General features: G+C 69.9%; 21 protein-coding genes. 5 read left to right on the top strand and 16 right to left on the bottom strand.

Going from position 1 to position 18,450, the window contains the following annotated elements; all coding sequences use genetic code 11:
• Window positions 1–79 precede the first annotated feature (79 nt).
• From ABZ796_RS14770 to ABZ796_RS14715, 12 genes are all read right to left on the bottom strand, one after another.
• A complete protein-coding gene (locus tag ABZ796_RS14770; protein WP_357337780.1) occupies window positions 80–1,504 on the bottom strand; it encodes an ATP-binding protein in 1,425 nt (474 codons plus the stop codon).
• Window positions 1,501–2,235 (bottom strand): response regulator transcription factor, encoded by a 735-nt coding sequence (locus tag ABZ796_RS14765; RefSeq protein ID WP_357337778.1) that lies wholly within the window; start codon window positions 2,233–2,235, stop codon window positions 1,501–1,503. The genes ABZ796_RS14770 and ABZ796_RS14765 overlap by 4 nt, the downstream gene beginning before the upstream one ends.
• Before the next feature lie 45 nt (window positions 2,236–2,280).
• On the bottom strand, window positions 2,281–4,173 hold the full coding sequence (locus ABZ796_RS14760) for an HlyD family efflux transporter periplasmic adaptor subunit (protein ID WP_357337777.1): 1,893 nt from the start codon (window positions 4,171–4,173) through the stop codon (window positions 2,281–2,283).
• On the bottom strand, window positions 4,170–5,000 hold the full coding sequence (locus ABZ796_RS14755; RefSeq protein WP_357337776.1) for a hypothetical protein: 831 nt from the start codon (window positions 4,998–5,000) through the stop codon (window positions 4,170–4,172). The genes ABZ796_RS14760 and ABZ796_RS14755 overlap by 4 nt, the downstream gene beginning before the upstream one ends.
• 32 nt (window positions 5,001–5,032) lie before the next feature.
• On the bottom strand, window positions 5,033–6,262 hold the full coding sequence (locus ABZ796_RS14750; RefSeq protein WP_357337775.1) for an ABC transporter permease: 1,230 nt from the start codon (window positions 6,260–6,262) through the stop codon (window positions 5,033–5,035).
• A complete protein-coding gene (locus ABZ796_RS14745) occupies window positions 6,259–6,981 on the bottom strand; it encodes an ABC transporter ATP-binding protein (RefSeq protein WP_357337774.1) in 723 nt (240 codons plus the stop codon). The genes ABZ796_RS14750 and ABZ796_RS14745 overlap by 4 nt, the downstream gene beginning before the upstream one ends.
• A complete protein-coding gene (locus ABZ796_RS14740; RefSeq protein ID WP_357337773.1) occupies window positions 6,978–8,246 on the bottom strand; it encodes an HlyD family efflux transporter periplasmic adaptor subunit in 1,269 nt (422 codons plus the stop codon). The genes ABZ796_RS14745 and ABZ796_RS14740 overlap by 4 nt, the downstream gene beginning before the upstream one ends.
• Before the next feature lie 67 nt (window positions 8,247–8,313).
• Window positions 8,314–8,484, bottom strand: coding sequence for a hypothetical protein (locus ABZ796_RS14735; protein WP_357337771.1), 171 nt, complete (start codon window positions 8,482–8,484; stop codon window positions 8,314–8,316).
• 154 nt (window positions 8,485–8,638) lie between these two features.
• On the bottom strand, window positions 8,639–9,226 hold the full coding sequence (locus ABZ796_RS14730) for a hypothetical protein (RefSeq protein WP_357337769.1): 588 nt from the start codon (window positions 9,224–9,226) through the stop codon (window positions 8,639–8,641).
• A gap of 10 nt (window positions 9,227–9,236) precedes the next feature.
• A complete protein-coding gene (htpX, locus tag ABZ796_RS14725; RefSeq protein ID WP_357337767.1) occupies window positions 9,237–10,145 on the bottom strand; it encodes a zinc metalloprotease HtpX in 909 nt (302 codons plus the stop codon).
• Between the two features lie 15 nt (window positions 10,146–10,160).
• On the bottom strand, window positions 10,161–10,439 hold the full coding sequence (locus ABZ796_RS14720) for a hypothetical protein (protein ID WP_357337766.1): 279 nt from the start codon (window positions 10,437–10,439) through the stop codon (window positions 10,161–10,163).
• Window positions 10,436–11,218, bottom strand: a complete 783-nt coding sequence (locus ABZ796_RS14715) for a PspA/IM30 family protein (RefSeq protein WP_357337764.1) — start codon at window positions 11,216–11,218, stop codon at window positions 10,436–10,438. Before ABZ796_RS14715 ends, ABZ796_RS14720 begins: the two co-directional genes overlap by 4 nt.
• 187 nt (window positions 11,219–11,405) lie before the next feature.
• Here ABZ796_RS14715 and ABZ796_RS14710 point away from each other — a divergent pair, with 187 nt between their 5' ends.
• Window positions 11,406–11,990 carry a DUF3043 domain-containing protein gene (locus ABZ796_RS14710; protein ID WP_357337762.1) on the top strand — a complete coding sequence of 195 codons (585 nt, stop codon included), beginning with the start codon at window positions 11,406–11,408 and terminating at the stop codon, window positions 11,988–11,990.
• On the opposite strand, the gene ABZ796_RS14705 is transcribed toward ABZ796_RS14710, so the two are convergent.
• Both ABZ796_RS14705 and ABZ796_RS14700 read right to left on the bottom strand, forming a co-directional pair.
• Window positions 11,953–12,375 carry a hypothetical protein gene (locus ABZ796_RS14705; RefSeq protein WP_357337761.1) on the bottom strand — a complete coding sequence of 141 codons (423 nt, stop codon included), beginning with the start codon at window positions 12,373–12,375 and terminating at the stop codon, window positions 11,953–11,955. The genes ABZ796_RS14710 and ABZ796_RS14705 overlap by 38 nt on opposite strands.
• A complete protein-coding gene (locus ABZ796_RS14700; RefSeq protein ID WP_357337759.1) occupies window positions 12,375–12,719 on the bottom strand; it encodes an STAS domain-containing protein in 345 nt (114 codons plus the stop codon). The genes ABZ796_RS14705 and ABZ796_RS14700 overlap by 1 nt, the downstream gene beginning before the upstream one ends.
• A 124-nt stretch (window positions 12,720–12,843) precedes the next feature.
• Between ABZ796_RS14700 and ABZ796_RS14695 the strand changes: the two genes are divergently transcribed.
• The 3 genes from ABZ796_RS14695 to ABZ796_RS14685 are packed head-to-tail and all read left to right on the top strand — an operon-like array spanning window position 12,844 to window position 15,607.
• Window positions 12,844–13,563, top strand: coding sequence for a response regulator transcription factor (locus ABZ796_RS14695; protein ID WP_357337758.1), 720 nt, complete (start codon window positions 12,844–12,846; stop codon window positions 13,561–13,563).
• The gene (locus tag ABZ796_RS14690; protein ID WP_357337757.1) at window positions 13,560–14,951 is read left to right on the top strand and encodes an ATP-binding protein; all 1,392 of its coding nucleotides are present in this window, start codon (window positions 13,560–13,562) and stop codon (window positions 14,949–14,951) included. The genes ABZ796_RS14695 and ABZ796_RS14690 overlap by 4 nt, the downstream gene beginning before the upstream one ends.
• A 5-nt stretch (window positions 14,952–14,956) precedes the next feature.
• Window positions 14,957–15,607, top strand: coding sequence for a GerMN domain-containing protein (locus tag ABZ796_RS14685; RefSeq protein ID WP_357337756.1), 651 nt, complete (start codon window positions 14,957–14,959; stop codon window positions 15,605–15,607).
• Window positions 15,608–15,619: 12 nt separating this feature from the next.
• Here ABZ796_RS14685 and dapB read toward each other — a convergent pair whose 3' ends face one another.
• Window positions 15,620–16,366, bottom strand: coding sequence for a 4-hydroxy-tetrahydrodipicolinate reductase (gene dapB, locus ABZ796_RS14680; protein ID WP_357337755.1), 747 nt, complete (start codon window positions 16,364–16,366; stop codon window positions 15,620–15,622).
• A 179-nt stretch (window positions 16,367–16,545) separates the two neighbouring features.
• Between dapB and ABZ796_RS14675 the strand changes: the two genes are divergently transcribed.
• Window positions 16,546–17,013 carry a class I SAM-dependent methyltransferase gene (locus ABZ796_RS14675; RefSeq protein ID WP_357337753.1) on the top strand — a complete coding sequence of 156 codons (468 nt, stop codon included), beginning with the start codon at window positions 16,546–16,548 and terminating at the stop codon, window positions 17,011–17,013.
• Window positions 17,014–17,084: 71 nt separating this feature from the next.
• Here ABZ796_RS14675 and ABZ796_RS14670 read toward each other — a convergent pair whose 3' ends face one another.
• Window positions 17,085–18,449, bottom strand: coding sequence for a pitrilysin family protein (locus tag ABZ796_RS14670; RefSeq protein WP_357337752.1), 1,365 nt, complete (start codon window positions 18,447–18,449; stop codon window positions 17,085–17,087).
• Window position 18,450: the final 1 nt, after the last annotated feature.

Raw genomic sequence — 18,450 nt, 5'->3', positions numbered from 1 at the left:
GCACTTGTGGGCGACGAATGTAGAGATTCGTCGCCCACAGGTGATTTCTCGGCGTCCGTTTCTGCGGTTTCGGCTGAGGTCAGTGGGCGGGGAGACGTACGGCGATGGTGGTGTCGCCGGGGACGCTGGTCAGCTTCACGGAGCCGCCGTGCGAGGTGACGATGGCGTGGACGAGGGCGAGGCCGAGGCCGGCTCCGCCGTCGCGCTGACGGGCCTCGTCGGCCCGGGTGAATCGCTCGAAGGCGCGCGGGACCAGGGCCGGCGGGAAGCCGGGGCCGTCGTCGTGGACGTCGAAGCCGTCAGGACGTACGCGGACGGTGACCGTGGTGCCGGCGGGCGTGTGCCGGCGCTCGTTGGTGAGCAGGTTGCTGATCACCTGGTGAAGGCGCTGGGCGTCGCCAGTGACGATCACCTCAGCCCCGCCCGAGTCGGCGTCGGCCGGCAGCTCGAGCCGCCAGGTGTGTGAGGGGTCGACGACGCGGGCGTCGTCGACGGCCTCCAGGAGCAGCCGGGTCAGGTCGACCGAGTCGCGCGCGAGCGGGCGGCCCTGGTCCAGGCGCGCGAGCAGGAGCAGGTCCTCGACCAGCGCTGTCATCCGCAGCGACTCCTCCTCGACCTTGCCGAGCGCCGTCGGGACCGCTTCGGGACGCTGCTGCGCCAGCTCGGTGTAACCGCGGATGGTGGTCAGCGGGGTGCGCAGCTCGTGGGAGGCGTCGGCGACGAACTGGCGTACCTGCTGCTCGCTGCGGTGACGCTCGGCCAGCGAGGTCTCGACGTGGTCGAGCAGCGAGTTGAGCGCGGCGCCGACCTGGCCGACCTCGGTGTCCTCGTCGGTGAGCCGCTCGGGTACCCGCTCGGTCACCGAGACCTCGCCGGAGGAGAGCGGCAGCGCGGCGACGGTGTGCGCGGTGGCGGCGACCTCGCGCAGCGGGCTGAGCTGGCGGCGTACGACGACATAGCCGGCACCCGCGGCCGCCACCACCCCCAGCAGGGTCAGCAGGGCCTCCCAGAAGACCAGGCTCTGGATGGTGTTGTCGACCTCGGCCGTCGAATGGCCGACGACGGCGACCACCGCCTGGCCCGTTTCGGTGTCGACGCCGGACTGGGCGACCACCCGAAAGGTGCCCTGGTCGGGCAGCTCGACGTCGTGAAGGTGAGCATCGGCACGTACGTCCTCCAACGCGTCCAGGTCGGCGGTGCTGAGCGACTTCACCTTGTCCGGGTCGAAGTCACCGAGCGTGCCCTGGGCCTCACCGTTCTCGGGGAAGTACGCGATGAACGAGTCCGGCGCGCTGCCGAGGCCACGCCCGGGACCAGGGCCTGGACCGCCGACGATGCGAGCCATGTCCTTGACGTCCCGGTCGAGCCGGTCCATCAACGTCTCACGCAGCGCGATCGTGGCGAACGTGGCGATCAGGAGCGAGACGACCAGCACCAGGGAGACTGCGGTGATGACCAGCCGCGAGCTCAGCGGCGCGACCAGCCGCTTCAAACGGATACTCACTCAGCGGCCTTCAGCACATAGCCCGCACCCCGCATGGTGTGGATCATCGGCTCGCGCCCGGCGTCGATCTTCTTGCGCAGGTAGGAGATGTAGAGCTCGACGACGTTGGCCTGGCCGCCGAAGTCGTAGGACCAGACCCGGTCGAGGATCTGGGCCTTGGACAGCACCCGGCGGGGGTTGCGCATCAGGAAGCGGAGCAGCTCGAACTCGGTGGCGGTGAGGGTGATCTCCTCCCCGTCACGGTGCACCTCGCGCGAGTCCTCGTCCATCGTCAGGTCGCCGACGCGGATCACCGAGTGCTCCTCGACCCTGGTCGCGCCGGCCCGCCGCATCAGCCCGCGCAGCCGGGCGACGAGCTCCTCGAGCGAGAACGGCTTGGTCACGTAGTCGTCACCGCCCGCGGTCAGCCCGGCGACCCGGTCCTCGACCGCGTCCTTGGCGGTGAGGAAGAGGACGGGTACGGCCGGGTTGGTGGACCGCACCCGGCGCAGCACCTCGAGCCCGTCGAAGTCGGGCAGCATCCAGTCGAGCACGATCGCGTCCGGCGTGAAGTCGCGGGCGGCGTTGACCGCCTTGGTGCCGGTGTGTGCCGCCGACACCTCCCAGCCCTCGTAGCGCAGCGCCATCATGATCAGCTCGGCGATGTTGACCTCGTCGTCCACGACGAGAACACGAAGGGGCGACCCGTCGAGGCGGGTCATGTCGGAGGCGGCAGCGGTCATGTCACTCATCCTGCCCCGAGAGGCTGTGTGATTCCTGTGTGGCTCCTGTGCGTGTCATCTGGACGGCGGACCGCCGCCTGGAAACCCAGCTCCCCCGGCGCCACCGGGGAAGACACTCGAACCGCCGCCGGTGCTGAACGCGCCACCACCGCCGTCGGAGGAGGAGTCGTCCGTGGTCGGCAGTGCGGTCGAGAGGTCGGCCAGCACGATCTCGTCGCCCTCGTCGATCCCTTCGGTCACCTCGACCGTGGTCCTGCCCGTCAGCCCGGTGGTGACGCGTACCTTCTGAGGGTTGCCGTCCTTGTCCAGAACGGTCACGGATCCGTTGGAGACGGCCGAGGCAGGAACGGTGAGTACGTCCTCGGCGGATCCCAGGACGACCTCCACCGTCGCGGTGTTGCCGGCGAGCAGGTCCAGCCCCTCCTCATCGAGCGTCACGGTCACCGAGAAGGTGCTGCTGCCGGAGGACGTGTCCGGCACCTTTCCGAGCAGGGTGACCTTGCCGGAGAGATCCTTGTCGACACCGGCCGGCGAGACCGCGGCCGTCTGGCCCACCTGCAGCTTGCCCAGCTGCGCGCTGGTGACCTCGAGCTCAACGCTCGTCAGGCCTTCGGCGATCACGGTGACCGCGGCAGCACCGGCGCTCACCGAGGACCCATCGGTGACGTCCACAGCAGCAACCGTGCCGTCCGCAGGTGCCTTGACCACGGCGGCGGCCAACGCTGCCTTGGCGTCGATGATGTCGACCTCGGCCCGGTCGATCTCGGCCTGGTCCTGGGCGATCGTCGCCGCCGTGACCGACTGGCCGGACCCGCCCATGGCGCCACCGGAGCCGCTCTCCGCGCTGCCCTGGCCCGTCATGCCCTCCGGCTGCGTACCCGCGCCGCTCTGACCTTCGACGCTGCCTTCGACGCCTCCGGGCTTCTCCCCGCCGGAGCCGCCTGGGGATCCACCCGCGGTGTCACCCTGGCCACCCTCGGGAGTTCCTCCGGTGCCGCCTCCCGTGCCTCCGGCGGAGGCCGAGGCGAGCAGGGCGTCGAGATCATCGATCGTGGTGGCGAGCGTTCCCTTGGCACCCGAGAGCGCCTCCTTGGCGCGACCGACGGCTTCCTGCGCGGAGTTGAGCTGACCGATCGCATCCTGCACGCTGCCCTTGGCCGAGCCCTGGGCGGCGAGCGCGTCGTTCAGGTTGCTGGTGCACTTCTCCGAGGAGCCTTCGTCGGTCGAGGTGCAGCTGGCCTTGGCATCGTCCAGTGCCTGGGCGAGGGCTCCACCGTCGTCGAGCGTGCCACCGCCCGAGACTAGCTCGGAGAGCTTGTCGATGGCGGCGGACAGGTCGGCCTGCGCGTCCTCGAGCTCACCCTCGGCCGTGGAGACCGCGGTCTGGGCGTCGGTGACCTCGGTCTGCAGTGCCTTGATCTGCGCGACCACGTCGGTGTCGCCGACCGCCGTCATGGTGCCCGAGGTGCCCGAGCTGCCGGTGAAGACGGCCGTGATCACACCGCCCGAGGTGTCGGACGTCGTGGTGCTCGACTCGGTGGCCGTGCTCGAGGATGAGGAGGTGGAGCCAGAGGCCTGGGCCTCCTTGTCGGACTCCAGCTGTGCCTTGGCCGAGGCGAGGGATGCCTTGGCCGTCTTGAGGCTCTTCTTCAGCGAGCTCGTGTCGAGCCTGGCCAGGACCTGGCCCTCCTTGACCGTGGTGCCCTCCTCGACAACCGAGGCCACGGTGCCGCTGGTGCCGAAGCTGAGGTCTGCCCGGCCGTTCGGCGCGACCGTTCCGGCGAGCGAGAGGGTCTGCTCGACGTCGCCGGTCGAGGCCGACGCAAGACGATAGCCGTCGGCGGGGTCCGTCGAGGCGGCGTACGCCACGTAGCCGCAGCCGGCGAGGACGGCCAGGGTCGCCACTCCCGAGGTGGCTCTGACCCAGCGTGCAGCCGGCCGTCTCACGACGACGCCCCGCCCTGCGAGCCGCCGCCCGGGAACCCACCGCGTCCGAAGCCGGTGGAGCACTCGCCGTCGACCGCGTCGGAGACCTCGATCCGCTCGGCGCTCACCGCGCCGGTGTCATCCGCGGTGCCGTTGGCCGTGACGCAGCGGCCGATGGTCAGCGCTGAGGCGTCGGCCGTCCTGGTGGTCGTCACCGTGGTCTCGCCGGTGGTGGTCACGGTCACCGTCGTGGTCTCGGGCTCAGCACCCTCCTCGGCCTGCGGGTCGAAGCTCGTCGCGGCGACCGTGATCGTGTCACCGGAGACGGCGGTCACCTCACCCGAGGTGCCGAACCCGCCACCACCTCCGGGGCCACCTGAAGGCATCCCGCCCTCCGGCGCGCCCGAGGGCATCTCCCCCTCGGGCATCCCCGAGGGACGGCCGCCGCCGAAGCCACGCTGGCAGGATCCGTCGGTCTTCTCCGTGACCCGGATCGAGACCGCGGTCACCGCGGTCTCGGAGCTCTCCGAGCCGTCGGCCGGGGTGACCACCACGCACACCCCGGCCGTGATGTCGGCGAGGCTCCCGGTGACCTGCTGGGTGATCGCGGTCTTGTCGGTGTAGGTCACGGCGGTCTGGCTGCCGCTGCCCTGAACCTGGATGGTGGAGCCGTCGGCGGCGGCGATCTTGCCGCTGGCCCCCGGCATGCCGCCGCGCTGGCCGCCGCCCTGTTGACCAGCCCCCTGGCTGTCACCGGCGGGAGCATCCTGGGCCGTGTCGTCGGAGCCGCAGGCGGTGAGCAGGAACAGCCCGCCCACGGCGATGGCTGCCAAACAGATGCGCTTCACAAAGAGTTCCTTCGTACGTCGAGATGGGTGCGTCACTCGCTGCGGAGTGCGTCGATCGGGGTCAGGCGGGCGGCACGGGTCGCGGGGTAGACCCCGAAGCCGATGCCGAGCGTGAGGGAGGTGGCCAAGGCGGCCGCGGTGGCCACCGGCGAGACCGAGACCGGCTGGTCGATCAGGTCCGGCAGGCCCCAGGCGCCGAGGGAGGCGATGATGATGCCGACCACGCCACCCGCCAGCCCGAGAAGGGACGCCTCGACCAGGAACTGGTTGCGGATCACCGCCGGGGTGGCGCCGAGCGCCTTGCGCAGCCCGATCTCGCGGATCCGCTCGGTGACGGAGACGAGCATGATGTTCATGACCCCGATGCCGCCGACGAGCAGCGAGATCGCCGCGATGCCGCCGAGCAGGACCGTGAGGGTCTCGTTGGTGGCGTTGGCGGTCTCGACCAGCGAGTCCTGCGACGAGATCGTGAAGTCGGCATCGGCCGCACTCACGTCGTGCAGGTTGAGCAGCAGCGCGTCGATCTCCTGGTACGCAGCCGAGAGGCGGTCCTCCGAGGAGGCCTCCACATAGATCGTCGAGACGCTGGAACTGGAGGACCCGGTCAGCGCCTTCGCGGTGCTGATCGGGGTGACCGCGGTGTCGTCCTCGGTCGAACCCGACGAGGAGGAGCCGCTCGAGGCGAGCACGCCGATCACCGTCAGCTGGGTGCCGCCGACGCTCACGGTCTGCCCGACCGGATTGGCCGGTCCGCTGAACAGCTCCGAGGCGGTGTCGGACCCGAGCACGACCACCTTCGCCCCTTGAGAGACCTCCTGGGAGGTGAAGAAGCGTCCCGAGGAGAGGTTCCGCTTGCGTACGTCGAGCCACGAGGTCGTGGCGCCGACCAGCGAGGTCGTCCAGTTGGTCGTGCTGGTGTCGAGCTGGGCGTTGGAGGAGGTCACCGGGGCGACTCCCTTCACGTCCGGAGCGGCCGCGTCGTCCGCGATGGCGTCGGCGTCCTGGAGGGTCAGCGTGGAGGCGGACCCGAACCCGCCGCGTACCCCGGAGGAGTCGGTCGAGGAACCGGGCGAGACGATCAGCAGATTGCTGCCCAGCGCGCTGATCTGGGACTTCACCTGGTCCTGGGCACCTTGGCCCAGCCCGACCGTGAGGATGACCGAGGCGATGCCGATCACGATGCCGAGCATCGTCAGCATCGACCGCAGCCGGTGGGAGCGGACCGCGTCCCAAGCGGTGCGAAATGTCTCCGCCCAGCTCATCGTGCCCCCACCAGGTCGTCGGCGGTGATCAGGCCGTCGCGGATGGTCAGGTTGCGACTCGCCCGGGCCGCGACGTCGTGCTCGTGGGTGATCAGCACGATCGTGCGGCCGCTGTCGTGGAGCTCGTCGAGGAGCCCGAGCACCGCAGTGGTCGAGCCGGAGTCGAGGTTGCCGGTGGGCTCGTCGGCCAGGATGATGTCCGGCTCGGTGACCAGGGCCCTGGCCACCGCGACGCGCTGCTGCTGGCCGCCGGAGAGCTCACCGGGCCGGTTGTCGACCCGGTCGCCGAGGCCGACCCTGGTCAGTGCCTCGACGGCGCGCTCGTGCCGCTCGGCGCTGCCCATGCCGGCGTACACCAGCGGCAGCTCGACGTTGCGCCACGCCGCCAGGCTCGGCAGCAGGTTGAACTGCTGGAACACGAAGCCGATCCGGCGGTTTCGGACGTTGGCGAGCTCGGTCTCCGACATCGTCGAGACGTCCTCGCCGCCGAGGTGGTAGCTCCCCTGCGTCGGTACGTCGAGGCAGCCGAGGATGTTCATCAGCGTCGACTTTCCCGAGCCTGACGGTCCGACCACGGCGACGTACTCCCCCGCCGTGATCCGCATGTCGACCCCGCGCAGGGCCTCGAACTCGATCGAACCGGAGTGGTAGGTCTTGCGTACGCCCTCGAGCGACACCACCGCGTCGGTGGTCTCGGACGTCACCTCGAGCGTGCTCACTGGCCACCGCCGCCCGGGAAGCCGCCGCCACCCGGGAAACCCTCCGGGAGCTCTCCGCCACCCGGGAAACCGCCCTGGCCACCCTGGCCGCCCTCGTCACCGCCGCCAGCGCCGGTGGGCCTGGTGAATCCCTGCATCTCGACGCTGTCGCCGTCCTCGAGGCCCTTGGTGATCTCGGTCGTGGCGCCGTACACCTCGCCGGTCGTCACCTCGGTCCTGACCGCCTTCCCGTCGACGACCTTGTCGACGTACGTCTTGTCGCCGTCGGTCTGGATGGCGGCGCTGTTGACGGTGAGCACGTTCTCGCGCTGCTTGACCGTGATCGCGGCGGTGACGCTCGTGCCGGGATAGACGTCCTCGACCTCGCCGGTGACCGCGATGGTCACCGGGAAGACCGCGGCACCGGTCGAGCTCGACTCGGCCACCTTCCCGACCGTGGAGACGGTGCCGTAGATGTCCTCCTCGGCACCGTTGAGGGTGAGGGTGGCCTGGAGACCCTTCTTCACCGTCGACGCGTCGTCGGCGCTGACGGTCGCCTCGACCACGAACGAGTCGGTGGAGACGACCGTGACGGTCCCGCTGGAGTCGCTGGAGCCGGAGTCGCTCGAGGAGTCCGATCCCGAGCCGGTACCTCCGGGCATGGTCCCGCCGCCTCCCGCAGCGCTGTCACCCGAGCCGGAGCTGCTGCTGGTGGACGAGGAGCCGGAGCCGACGGTGTCGCCGACCTCGATGTCGAACGCCGTCACGGTGCCGGAGATGGTGGAGCGCAGCACTGCGTCCTCGACCGCCTCGCGGGCGCTGTCCAGATCGGCCTCGGCCGAGACCACGGCGGCCTCGTCGGAGGCGAGCTGTACGTCGGAGGCACCCGAGTCCTGGTCGGTCTCGTACTGCTCCTCGGCCGCGGCCAGCGCGGACTTCGCCGCGGTGCGCGACGCGATCAGGGACTCGTCGTCGACCTCGGCGAGCGCCTGACCCTTCTTGACCACGTCGCCCTCGGCGACGTGCACCTTCGTCACGGTGCCCGAGACCTCGAAGGTCAGGTCGGCTGTCTCGGCCGCCTCGACCGTGCCGCTGGCGGAGACCGTCTGCTTCACGGTTCCCGAGGACGCCTGCGCCGTCATCGTCTGCGACTGTGCGGTGTCCTCGCGGGTCAGCGCCCAGGCGCCCGCCCCGCCACCGACCACCACTGCCGCCACCCCGGCGGCGAGCAGGATCCGGGCCGTACGCCCCAGCCTCCGCCACCGCTCCGTGAGTCTCTTGCGCACCACTCTGCCTCTCTCCTCCACCCCGGCGGGCCGCCGAGGTCCGACGAGAGGACTGTCGTGAGCGTGGCTATGCGAGAGGTCGGCTCGGGCTGTGCGGAGCCTGTGAATCCGGCGCGTCCGCGCCGGCGCGGCGGGCGGTGTGGAGCATCAGGTCCGCACGTACCTCCACCTGCGCGGGGAGCACCGCGGCCAGATCGGCGAAGAGTGCGGATCGGTCGGCGGCCGGAAGGATCCGCACCGCGGAGATGGTGTCGAGGTGGCGCAGGTAGCCCGTCGCACCGGACCGTCGGCGACCTCTCTCACCAGCGCGACCAGCTCGGCGGGATAGCCGGGACGGAATCGCTCGTAGCCCTCCACGACCGCCCCGAAGCTCAGCCCGCGTTCCATCGAGCTCAGAGCCCGGGGGCGCCCCAGAGCGCGAGCCAGCGGGACAGGTCCTTCTCGACCGGGAGGTCGCCCTCGATCGCGGTGCGGACGTTGATCTCGAGCAGGTTGTCGCGCTGTTGCGGGCCGGTCGGGACGAAGGGGTAGAAGGTGCCCTGCTTGTAGAGGTAGATCAGCCCGACGCTGCGTCCGTCGGCCCCTCTGAAGGCGATCAGCGAGCAGAGCAGCCCGGGCCCGAAGCCGTTCATCTCCAGGGTGGTGTTGACCGCGTGGAGGTCGGTGACCAGGCCGGTGATGTCGGGGTTGGCCGGGTCCAGCGGCTCATGGTCCACGCTGAGCCAGGTGAAGCCGAACTCGTCGATGCTCGTGGTCACCTTCGGCGCGTTCTCGGAGGCGCCGAGCAGCGCGACGATGTCGTCCTGGGTGCCGGCGAACCCGGCCCCGGCCGCGGCCCGGTAGCAGACAGCTCCGTCGCCGGTCGGGACCAGCCCGAGCGAGGTCTGCATCGTGAGTGCGGCGGTCGGCACCGCGAACAGCGCGTCGAGATTGGCCTGCTTCGGTCGCGTACGACCCGTGATGACATCCCAGAAACCCACGGGGCCGACCCTACTGCGCCGGTCGGCCGAGCTCGGCCTCGATCCTGGCGAGCTGCTCCAGACGCTGCTCCAGCGACGGGTGCGTCGAGGTGAGCGTACGCAGCGACTGGCCGCTGATCGCCGGCGCGATGAAGAACGCGTTCAGCGCCTGCGAGGACCGCAGGTCGCGGCTCGGGATCGAGGAGATCTCGCCGGTGATCTTCTGCAGCGCGCTGGCCAGCGCGGCCGGCTTCATGGTCAGCTGCGCGCCGGCCCGGTCGGCGGCCAGCTCCCGGTAGCGCGACAGCATCCGCAGCAGCAGCCAGGACACGGCGTAGACCGCCAGCGAGACCAGCAGCACCACCAGCCACACCGGGAGACCGTTGTTGTTGTCGCGACGGCCGCCACCTGCGTACGCACCGTACTGGGAGCCGCGGCTCAGCATCCCGGCCACGATGCCGGCCGAGGAGGCGACGGTCATCACCAGCACGTCGCGGTGGGCGACGTGGGAGAGCTCGTGGGCGAGCACGCCCTCCAGCTCCTCGGCACTGAGCCGTTGCAGGATGCCGGTGGTCACCACGACCGCGGAGCGCTTCGGCGAACGGCCGGTGGCGAAGGCGTTGGGCATGTCGGTGTGGGCGATCCCGACCCGTGGCTTGGGCATGTCGGCCAGCGCGCACAGTCGGTCGATCATCGCGTGCAGCTCGGGCGCCTCCTGGGCCGACACCTCGCGCGCGCCCATGGCGCGCATCGCGAGGGTGTCAGAGGAGTACCACTGCCACCAGGCGATGCCGAGCCCGACGATGCCGATGATCGGCGCCCACTGCGCAGGCATGACGAACATCAGCGCCACGATGAGCCCGACGAACAGCGCGCCGAGCAGGAACATCACCGTGGTCATCCGGACGGTCAGCCCGGCATCACCTTGGAAGCGTGACATCTTCTTGCCGCGGTTCTAGCCGGGGATGAGGCCCTCGTCGCCGAGCATCTCAGAGACCTCGGCGAGCGTGGAGCCGGGTCCGGGAAGGATCAGGTCGGAGGAGTCGATCGCGTCGACCGGGTGCGCGGTGCCCAGCGACCGCACGCCGTCGAGCAAGGCCGCCAGGGCGGCGTCGAAGACGGCCTCGTCGGTGCCCTTGCAGGCGGTCTCGACCGCGGCGTCGAGCTCGTTGAGCTTGTCGACGGCGGCATCGTCGAGGTCGTACTGCCCCTCGCCCAGGATGCGTACGATCACTGCTCGGCCTTCTTCTCGGTCGAGTCCACGTCGATGACCGGCGCGCTGGCATCGGCACCGGGCAGCGCCTGCGTCTGCTGCGGGGCGTTGAGGCCCTTGAGCGCGGCGAGCTCGGCCTCGACGTCGTTGGTCGAGCTGAGCGCATCGAGCTGGCGGGTGATGTCGTCGGACGGACCGGCGGTCAGGTCGTCGAGGGCACCCGAGGCGAGCAGCTCGTCGACCGCACCGGCGCGAGCCTGCATCTCGAGGGTCTTGTCCTCGGCACGCTGCATCGCCATGCCGATGTCGCCCATCTCCTCACCGATGCCGGAGACGGCCTCGTTGATCCGGGTCTGCGCCTCGGCGGCGGTGTAGGTCGCCTTGATGGTCTCCTTCTTGGTGCGGAAGGCCTCCACCTTGGCCTGCAGCCGCTGCTGGGCGAGGGTGAGCTTCTCCTCTTCACCCTGGAGGGTGGCGAGCTGCGCGTTGAGATCGTTGATCTGGCTGGTCAGGCCGGACTTGCGGGTCAGCGCCTCGCGAGCGAGATCCTCGCGGTTCATCTCGATGGCCTTCTGGGCCTGGCCGGTGAGCTTGTCGGACTGCTGCTTGAGCCCGTTGATCTGCAGCTCGACGCGCTTGCGGCTGGTCGCGACGTCCGCGACTCCGCGGCGCACCTGCTGCAGCATCTGAAGCTGCTTCTGGTAGCTGTAGTCGAGCACCTCCCGTGGGTCCTCGGCCTTGTCGAGCGCCTTGTTTGCCTTCGCCTTGAAGACCAGGCTCAGCCGCTTCATCACACTCATCGGTTCCCTTTACGCCTCTCATATGCGGCCGACCGCCGGCCGCCCCGCGTCGTCGCTTGCCGCTGGACTCTCGTCGTCCTAGGACAAGTGTTGCCTCTCACCTTAGGCCGGGTCCACAAAACTCGCTGTCAAGGCCGCTCGGGATATCCTGTATGTGTCCCAGCCAACAGGTAAGAGGTCACTTAAGTTGTTCGGTCGCAAGTCCCCCGCCCAGCAGGTCGTCGAGCCCGAGAACCCGGTCAAGGAGATCGGCAAGGGTCGTCCGACCCCTTCGCGCAAGGAAGCGGAGGCGGCTCGCAAGGCGCGCCTCAAGCAGCCGCGTACGCGCAAGGAGATCAACGCCGCCAACCGCGCCCAGCGCTCCGAGCAGGGCGACAAGATGCGCCAGGCGATGAAGACCGGCGACGAGCGCTACCTGCCACTGCGTGACAAGGGCCCGGTCAAGCGCTTCATCCGCGACTGGATCGACGCCCGGTTCACCTTCGCCGAGATCGTGCTGCCGGTGCTGATCATCGCTCTCGTGGTGCCCTACATCAGCCTCGAGCTGGCGATGTACTCCCAGCTCTTCACGCTCGTCGTGATGGCCACCGTGATCGTCAACCTGATCGCGCTGCGCTTCATGCTCCGCAAGGAGCTCAAGCGCCGCTTTTCCGACGACGACCTCAAGGGCACCACCTACTACGCGATCATGCGGTCCATCCAGATCCGCCCGCTGCGCCTGCCCAAGCCGCAGGTCAAGATCGGCTCGCAGCTCCCCGACGACTACCGCTGAGGCTCGCCGACTCGGGAAGGTCCTCGACCTCGCAGACGAGGCTCGCGCCGCCGACCCGGTCCTGGAATGCCCAGGCGTCGGCCAGATCGGTGAGCTTCTCGGCGACATAGGGCTCAGGGGCCGCCGCCGGCACCGAGGTGAGGGTCCAGACCGTGGAGAGCTCGACCCGGGTCGGCGTACGCCACGCCAGCTTGACCCAGATCTCGCCGGGCAGGTTCGAGATGGCCACATGGACCCCGAAGGCGGCGAGCACCTCGAGCCGGTTGGCGGCGCGGTCGCCGACGACCCGGGAGTCGGTCCACGCCCGTACCTGGCTCATCGCCTGGTCCGGCGTCAGCAGATCGACGGCATCCTCGCGGTCGGTCTCGTGGACGTGGTTGCTCATCAATTGACCTTTCGGGTGGGGGTGGGTGTGTCCGGAGCCGTCTGGATGTCCCAGATGGTGTCGAGGCCCGCTCGGCGAAGCCGTCCGGCGAGCGCCGGATCCGCGTTGCGGAGATGCAGGGGCACGCCCCGCTTCCCGCAGCGCCGTTTGGCCCACAGCAGCGCCGCGACGGTCGTCGAGGAGAACTCGGTCAGACCTGCCAGGTCGACCACGACCGCCTCGGGACCGCCCGCGAGCATCTCCGCCAGCCGCCAGCGCAGGTTGTGGATCGCCCGCAGGCAGGTGGCGTCCGAGAACGGGACGACGACGGTCTCCTCGACCGGGTAGAAGTCCGTCTCGCTCATGTCCACCACACTTCCCGCGCCGTATGGAGGACCCTTCGCAGTTTCGTGTCAGTTCCGTGTCATTTGCGGCAGGTGGGCCGTCACGGCTCGGCCTCCTAACCGCTCGGATGAGACCATGCGAGGCGTGCAAGAGGCAGCCACGCGAGTGCTCATCCTGGAGGACGACTACGGGCTGCGTACCTCGCTCCGGCTCTTCCTCGAGCAGGAGGGGTACGCGGTCGGTGAGGCCGACGACGCCGAGATCGCCCTCGAGCTGGACGCTGTCGAGCCGTTCGACGTGATGCTCGTCGACCTGATGCTCGGCGGCATCGACGGCTTCACCTTCATCCGCAGCGTTCGCCCGCGGACGACCGCTCCGATCATCGTGATCAGCGCTCGCGACGGGTCCAAGGACGTGGTCGCGGCGCTGGAGGCAGGAGCCGACGACTACGTACGCAAACCGTTCGACGTCGCCGAGGTCAGGGCCCGGATCAAGGCCGCGCTGCGACGCCCGGACTACCCGCTCGTGTCCTCCGCGGGTGGCTACACCCCGATCGGGGGCATCGTGCTCGACTCGACCGACGGACCCCTGATCTTCGACCCGGCAGCTGCCACCCTGCGCCGCGGCACTGAGGACCTGCACCTCACCAGCACGGAGTTCAAGCTCCTGCTGGCGCTGACGGCCGGCCCCGGCCGGGTGATGACCCGCGAGAACCTGGTCAGCCAGATGTGGCCCGAAGGTCACCACGGCGACGTCCGGGTCGTCGACGTGCACGTCAGCCGGTTGCGCAACAAGGTCGACACCGGGGCCGGCGGCGTCATCTCGACGGTTCGTGGGCTGGGCTACCGGCTGGATCCTCGATGATCCGCTGGCCTCCGCGGCGCGGGCTGCGCGCCAACGTCGTGGCGGCGTTCGCTGCCGGCGCCCTGTTGATCAGCCTGATCCTCGCCTTCAGCACCTACTTCTCGGCACGTCATTACCTGATCGTCCAGCGCGAGCGGAACGCGCTGCAGCAGGCCTACATCGACGCCGCCCTGGTCAAGGAGCGGCTTCGCACGAACGGCGTGAACGTCGCCGAGGTCCTCTCTGAGATCGCCCCGCCGAGGCGCACGACGGTCTTCGTCCACCAGGACGGACAGTGGTACTCCTCCGATCTCACCACCCAGGTCCACGACGCCACCAGCACCGTCGCGACCAGCGTCGAGGCCGGAGACGTGGCGCTGTCCTGGACCGATACCAGCGACCGACCCAACATCGTGGTCGGCGTCCCGCTCGAAGGGGTGGACGCCGACTACTACGAGGTCACCTACGCCAAGGAGCTCAGCGAGACCCTCGACACGATGGGTTACGCGCTCGCGATCTCCGCGGCCATCACGACCCTCGCCGGTGGAATCCTGGGCTGGTACGCCGCCCGGCGGGTGCTGCGCCCGCTGCGCCAGGTCGCGCTGGCCGCCGCCCGGATCTCCGCCGGAGAGCTCGACACCCGGGTCGAGGCGACCGACGACCCCGACCTGGCCACCCTCACCGGGTCGTTCAACACGATGGTGGACACCGTCGTCGAGCGCCTCGACCACGACGCCCGCTTCGCGGCCGACGTCAGCCACGAGCTCCGTACGCCGGTCGCCACGCTCACCACCAGCATCGGTGTCCTGCAGGGCGATCGCACGCTCTCGCCGAGCTCGGCGACAGCCGTCGGCCTGATGGCCGGTGAGCTCGACCGGTTCCGCGGTGCGCTGGAGGACCTGATCACGCTGGGCCGGCTCGATGCGGGCGTGCGCGAGTCGGAGTGGGAGGTGCTGAACGTCGCCGATCTGGTCGCCGCGACTCTCGCCGATGCCGAGATCAGCGGCAAGGTCGTCGTCGACGTCCCGGCGGAGCTCGCGATCTATGCCGACCGGCTCCAGGTCCACCGGGCGCTGGCCAACCTCGTTCGCAATGCCGAGACCCACGGCGGCGGCCTGACCGCGGTGCACGCGACCGCACGGCGCGGCTACGCCGAGATCCATGTCGTCGACTCCGGCCCCGGGGTTCCCGCCGCCGAACGAGAACGCATCTTCGACAGGTTCGCCCGGATGGGCGCCCGCGGCGCCACCACTGGGAGCGGGCTGGGGCTGAGCATCGTCGAGCAGACCGCGCAGCTCCACGACGGCTCGGTCTGGTGTCGCGAGGCCGACTCCGGCGGCGCCGACTTCGTGCTCTCCTTCCCGCTGGCGCCCACGGCGAGGACCAACTCCGGCCGCGACGCGACATGAGGGCGGTGCGTACGTCCTGGGCGGCGGGCGCCGCCGCCCTCCTCCTGCTCGCGGTGGCGTCGTGCGGAGTCCCCAACGACGACCAGGTACGCACCGTCGACCCGTCAGAGGTGCCGTACCACCTGCTCGAAGACGTGGAGGAGGGCGCCTCGAGCGCGACGAGCGGACTCGCCGGACCTCGGCTCTACTGGGTCGACGCCGAGGACCGGCTCGTCGGCCGGCCCGCGGCGAGCTTCTGCGCGAAGACCCTCCGCGGGGTCGCCAGGAACATCCTCGGCCAGCTCGGCGACGGGCCCTCGGCGCGCGACCTGGGCTCCGGCCTCGGCACAGCCCTGCCTCCGGACAGGTGGCTGAAGCTCGTGGCGATCACCGACCGCACCGCTCACCTCCGCATCTCCAGCGACGACACGATCGCCACCAACCGGGTCGTGCTCGCGACGGCGCAGACGGTGCTGTCGCTGACCTCGATCCCCGGCGTGGACCAGGTGGAGATGGAGTACGACGCCGGGCCGTTGCAGGTGCCGCGGTCATCGGGTGAGCTCGCCGACGGACCGCTGCGGTACGACGACTACCGCAGCCTGCTCGCTGACTCCGACGATCCGGCCGAGCAGCCCAAGGACGAGCTGCTCCGACGCGGCGACCTCTGCCCGGGCTGACTCCCGCCGGTCTCAGACCAGCCCGAGGACTTCCTCCAGGCCGACGGTGAGCCCGGGGCGCGAGCCGATGCCACGGATGGCGGCGAGTACGCCATGGGCGAAGGAGGCGTGCGAGAGCGAGTCGTGGCGGATGGTCAAGAGCTCGCCGACACCGCCGAGGACGACCTCCTGGTGGGCGACCGATCCCGACATCCGCAGGGAGTGCACCGGGATGCCCTCCACAGAGGCCCCACGCGCCCCGTCGAGGGCCGACGTGGTCGCGTCGGGCGCCGGGTCCACCCCGGCCTCCCGGCGCGCCGCAGCGACGAGCTCGGCGGTCCTGCGTGCCGTACCCGAGGGAGCGTCGGCCTTGCGCTCGTGGTGGGTCTCGACGATCTCGACGGACGGGAAGTGGGCGGCGGCGAGCTCCGCGAAGCGCATCATCAGCACGGCACCCACGGAGAAGTTGGGCACCACCATCGCCCCGACGCCCGGAGCCTTCGCCAGGAACTCCTCGAGCTGCTCGACCCGGTCGGGGCCGAAGCCCGAGGTGCCGATCACCGTGTGTACGCCGTGGGACAGGCAGAACTCCGCGTTGCCCATCACCGCCTCGAGCGTGGTGACGTCGACGGCCACCTCGGCACCGGCGTCGGTGATCGCCGACAGCTCGTCGCCGCGACCGATCCTTGCGACGAGCTCCAGGTCGTCGGCGGACTCGACGGCCTCGCAGACCGCCGAACCGAGCTTGCCACGTGCACCGAGAACAGCCACCTTAGTCATGAGGCCACACCCTATAGATCACGCTCCAGCAACGATCGACCACCATCCGGTGAACAATTTGCAAGGCTCGTCCTGAGCTTGTCGAAGGGGCTGTGCGCAGAACCGTAGGAGGATCTGGCAGTCTTGGACCCATGGTGGTGCAGACGATCCCTGCTCGGATCCGTTGGGCCGTTGATTTCATGGACATTCAACCGAACGATCATGTCCTTGAGATCGGCTGTGGCCCGGGGGCTGGTGCCGAGCTGATCTGTAGCCGGCTGGAGACCGGAAAGCTGTTTGCGATCGACCGCTCGGAGTCGGGTGTCGATCGTACGAAGCGACGCTGCGCGAAGTACCTGGAGTCAGGACGCCTCACGGTTCGCCAGATCGACCTCGCGACGCTGCGGGTCCCGGTCAAGCGGCTGACGAAGGTATTCGCGTTCAACGTCAATCTGTTCTGGGTGCGTGACGCATCCGCCGAGATAGCGCTGCTCCACGAGCGCGTGCTCCCCGGTGGCACGGTCAACCTCTTCTACGAGGCCACCCAGCGCGAGCAGGTCCCCGAGATCATCGAGAAGTCGAGCAAGGCCCTGGCCGACGCCGGGTTCCGCGTCTCCATCGTCGACTCCAAGGTCCCCGCCGCCGTCGGGATCATCGGCAAGCGCTGAGAACCCGCCGAGTCGGCTCGTCATGACGAGCCGACTCGACCAGCGATCCGGACAGAACGCGCCAACTCGGGTCAGGCTGGGCCGACCACCGCGAGGATCTCAGGGCGCGTCAAGATCTCGGCCGCGACCTCGCGGCACTCCTCGAGGGTGACCGCGTCGATGCGAGCCAGGACCTCGTCGATCGAGTAGAGCTCACGGTGGACCAGCTCGGCGCGGCCGATGCGGGACATCCGGGAGGCCGAGTCCTCCAGACCCAGCACGAGGCCGCCACGCAGCTGGCCCTTGCCGAGCTCGAGCTCCTCGGCGGTGATGCCGTCGCGGGCGACCGCGGCCAGCTCGGAGCGGACGACCTCGAGGACCTCGTCGAGCTTGGCCGGCAGGCAGCCGACCTGGACCCCGAACAGACCCGTCTCGGCGTGGCTGTAGGCGTAGGAGTAGACCGAGTAGGCCAGGCCGCGGTGCTCGCGGACCTCCTGGAAGAGCCGTGAGGAGGTCGCGCCGCCGACGGCGGTGTTGACCACCTCGAAGGCGAAGCGGCGGTCGTCGCCACGCTGCAGACCCTCGCGGGCCAGGATCACGTTGACCTGCTCCAGCGGCCGCTGGGCGCTGATCTCGCCAGGAGCGACCTCCAGCGGGGACCCCTCGCGGGGAGGCACCGGGGCGGCCGCGGCCGTCAGGAAGCCCGCACCGGAGAACGCCTTCTCGACCATCGCCACGACCTCGTCGTGGTCGACGTTGCCCGCGACCGAGACGACCATCCTGGGGGCGACGTAGCGCTCCCGGTAGAAGTCGTCGATCTCCTCGCGGGTCAGCGCCGAGATCGAGGCCTCGGTGCCGGCGATGCCCCGCCCGAGCGGTGTCTCGGCGCCCCACGCCTGCGCGGAGACGAGGTTGTGGATCACGTCGTCGGGGTCGTCGTCGTGCATGGCGATCTCGTCGAGGATCACGTCACGCTCGGCCTCGACGTCCTCGGCCGTGATCAGCGAGGAGGTCAGCATGTCGCCGACGACGTCGATGGCGAGGGGCAGGTCCACGTCGAGCACCCGCGCGTGGAAGCACGTGTACTCCTTGGCGGTGTAGGCGTTGAACTCCCCACCGACGCGGTCCATCGAGGAGGAGATCTCCAAGGCCGTACGCGACGGGGTGCCCTTGAACAGCAGGTGCTCGAGGAAGTGGGAGCAGCCGTGCTGACGGGGGGTCTCGTCCCGGGAACCGACGCCGATGAAGACGCCGATCGCGGCCGAGCGGACCCCGGCCATCTGCTCGGTCACGATCCGCAGCCCCGAGGGGTGGACCGTGCGGCGTACCAGCGACGTCACCGCGCCGTTGACCTCGGTCTGCTCGAGCGTGACGGTGGTGCCGGGCTCCTGGTTATAGCCGGAGGACCGGCCGACACCCATGTGTCGACCGGTCCCCCAGGTAGTGCGTGACGCCAAG

It is taken from the genome of Nocardioides sp. NPDC047086, from assembly GCF_040643685.1.
Classification (GTDB): Bacteria; Actinomycetota; Actinomycetes; order Propionibacteriales; family Nocardioidaceae; genus Nocardioides.
The sequence above is the reverse complement of the archived record's forward strand: the minus strand, read 5'-3'. Positions and strand labels throughout refer to the sequence as shown.

Coding starts and splice junctions, on each gene's coding strand:
- dapB (WP_357337755.1), bottom strand. CDS start 16,366: ATGACTAAGGTGGCTGTTCTCGGTGCACGTGGCAAGCTCGGTTCGGCG.
- htpX (WP_357337767.1), bottom strand. CDS start 10,145: ATGTCACGCTTCCAAGGTGATGCCGGGCTGACCGTCCGGATGACCACG.
- ABZ796_RS14750 (WP_357337775.1), bottom strand. CDS start 6,262: ATGAGCTGGGCGGAGACATTTCGCACCGCTTGGGACGCGGTCCGCTCC.
- ABZ796_RS14675 (WP_357337753.1), top strand. CDS start 16,546: ATGGACATTCAACCGAACGATCATGTCCTTGAGATCGGCTGTGGCCCG.
- ABZ796_RS14715 (WP_357337764.1), bottom strand. CDS start 11,218: ATGAGTGTGATGAAGCGGCTGAGCCTGGTCTTCAAGGCGAAGGCAAAC.
- ABZ796_RS14705 (WP_357337761.1), bottom strand. CDS start 12,375: ATGAGCAACCACGTCCACGAGACCGACCGCGAGGATGCCGTCGATCTG.
- ABZ796_RS14765 (WP_357337778.1), bottom strand. CDS start 2,235: ATGAGTGACATGACCGCTGCCGCCTCCGACATGACCCGCCTCGACGGG.
- ABZ796_RS14690 (WP_357337757.1), top strand. CDS start 13,560: ATGATCCGCTGGCCTCCGCGGCGCGGGCTGCGCGCCAACGTCGTGGCG.
- ABZ796_RS14700 (WP_357337759.1), bottom strand. CDS start 12,719: ATGAGCGAGACGGACTTCTACCCGGTCGAGGAGACCGTCGTCGTCCCG.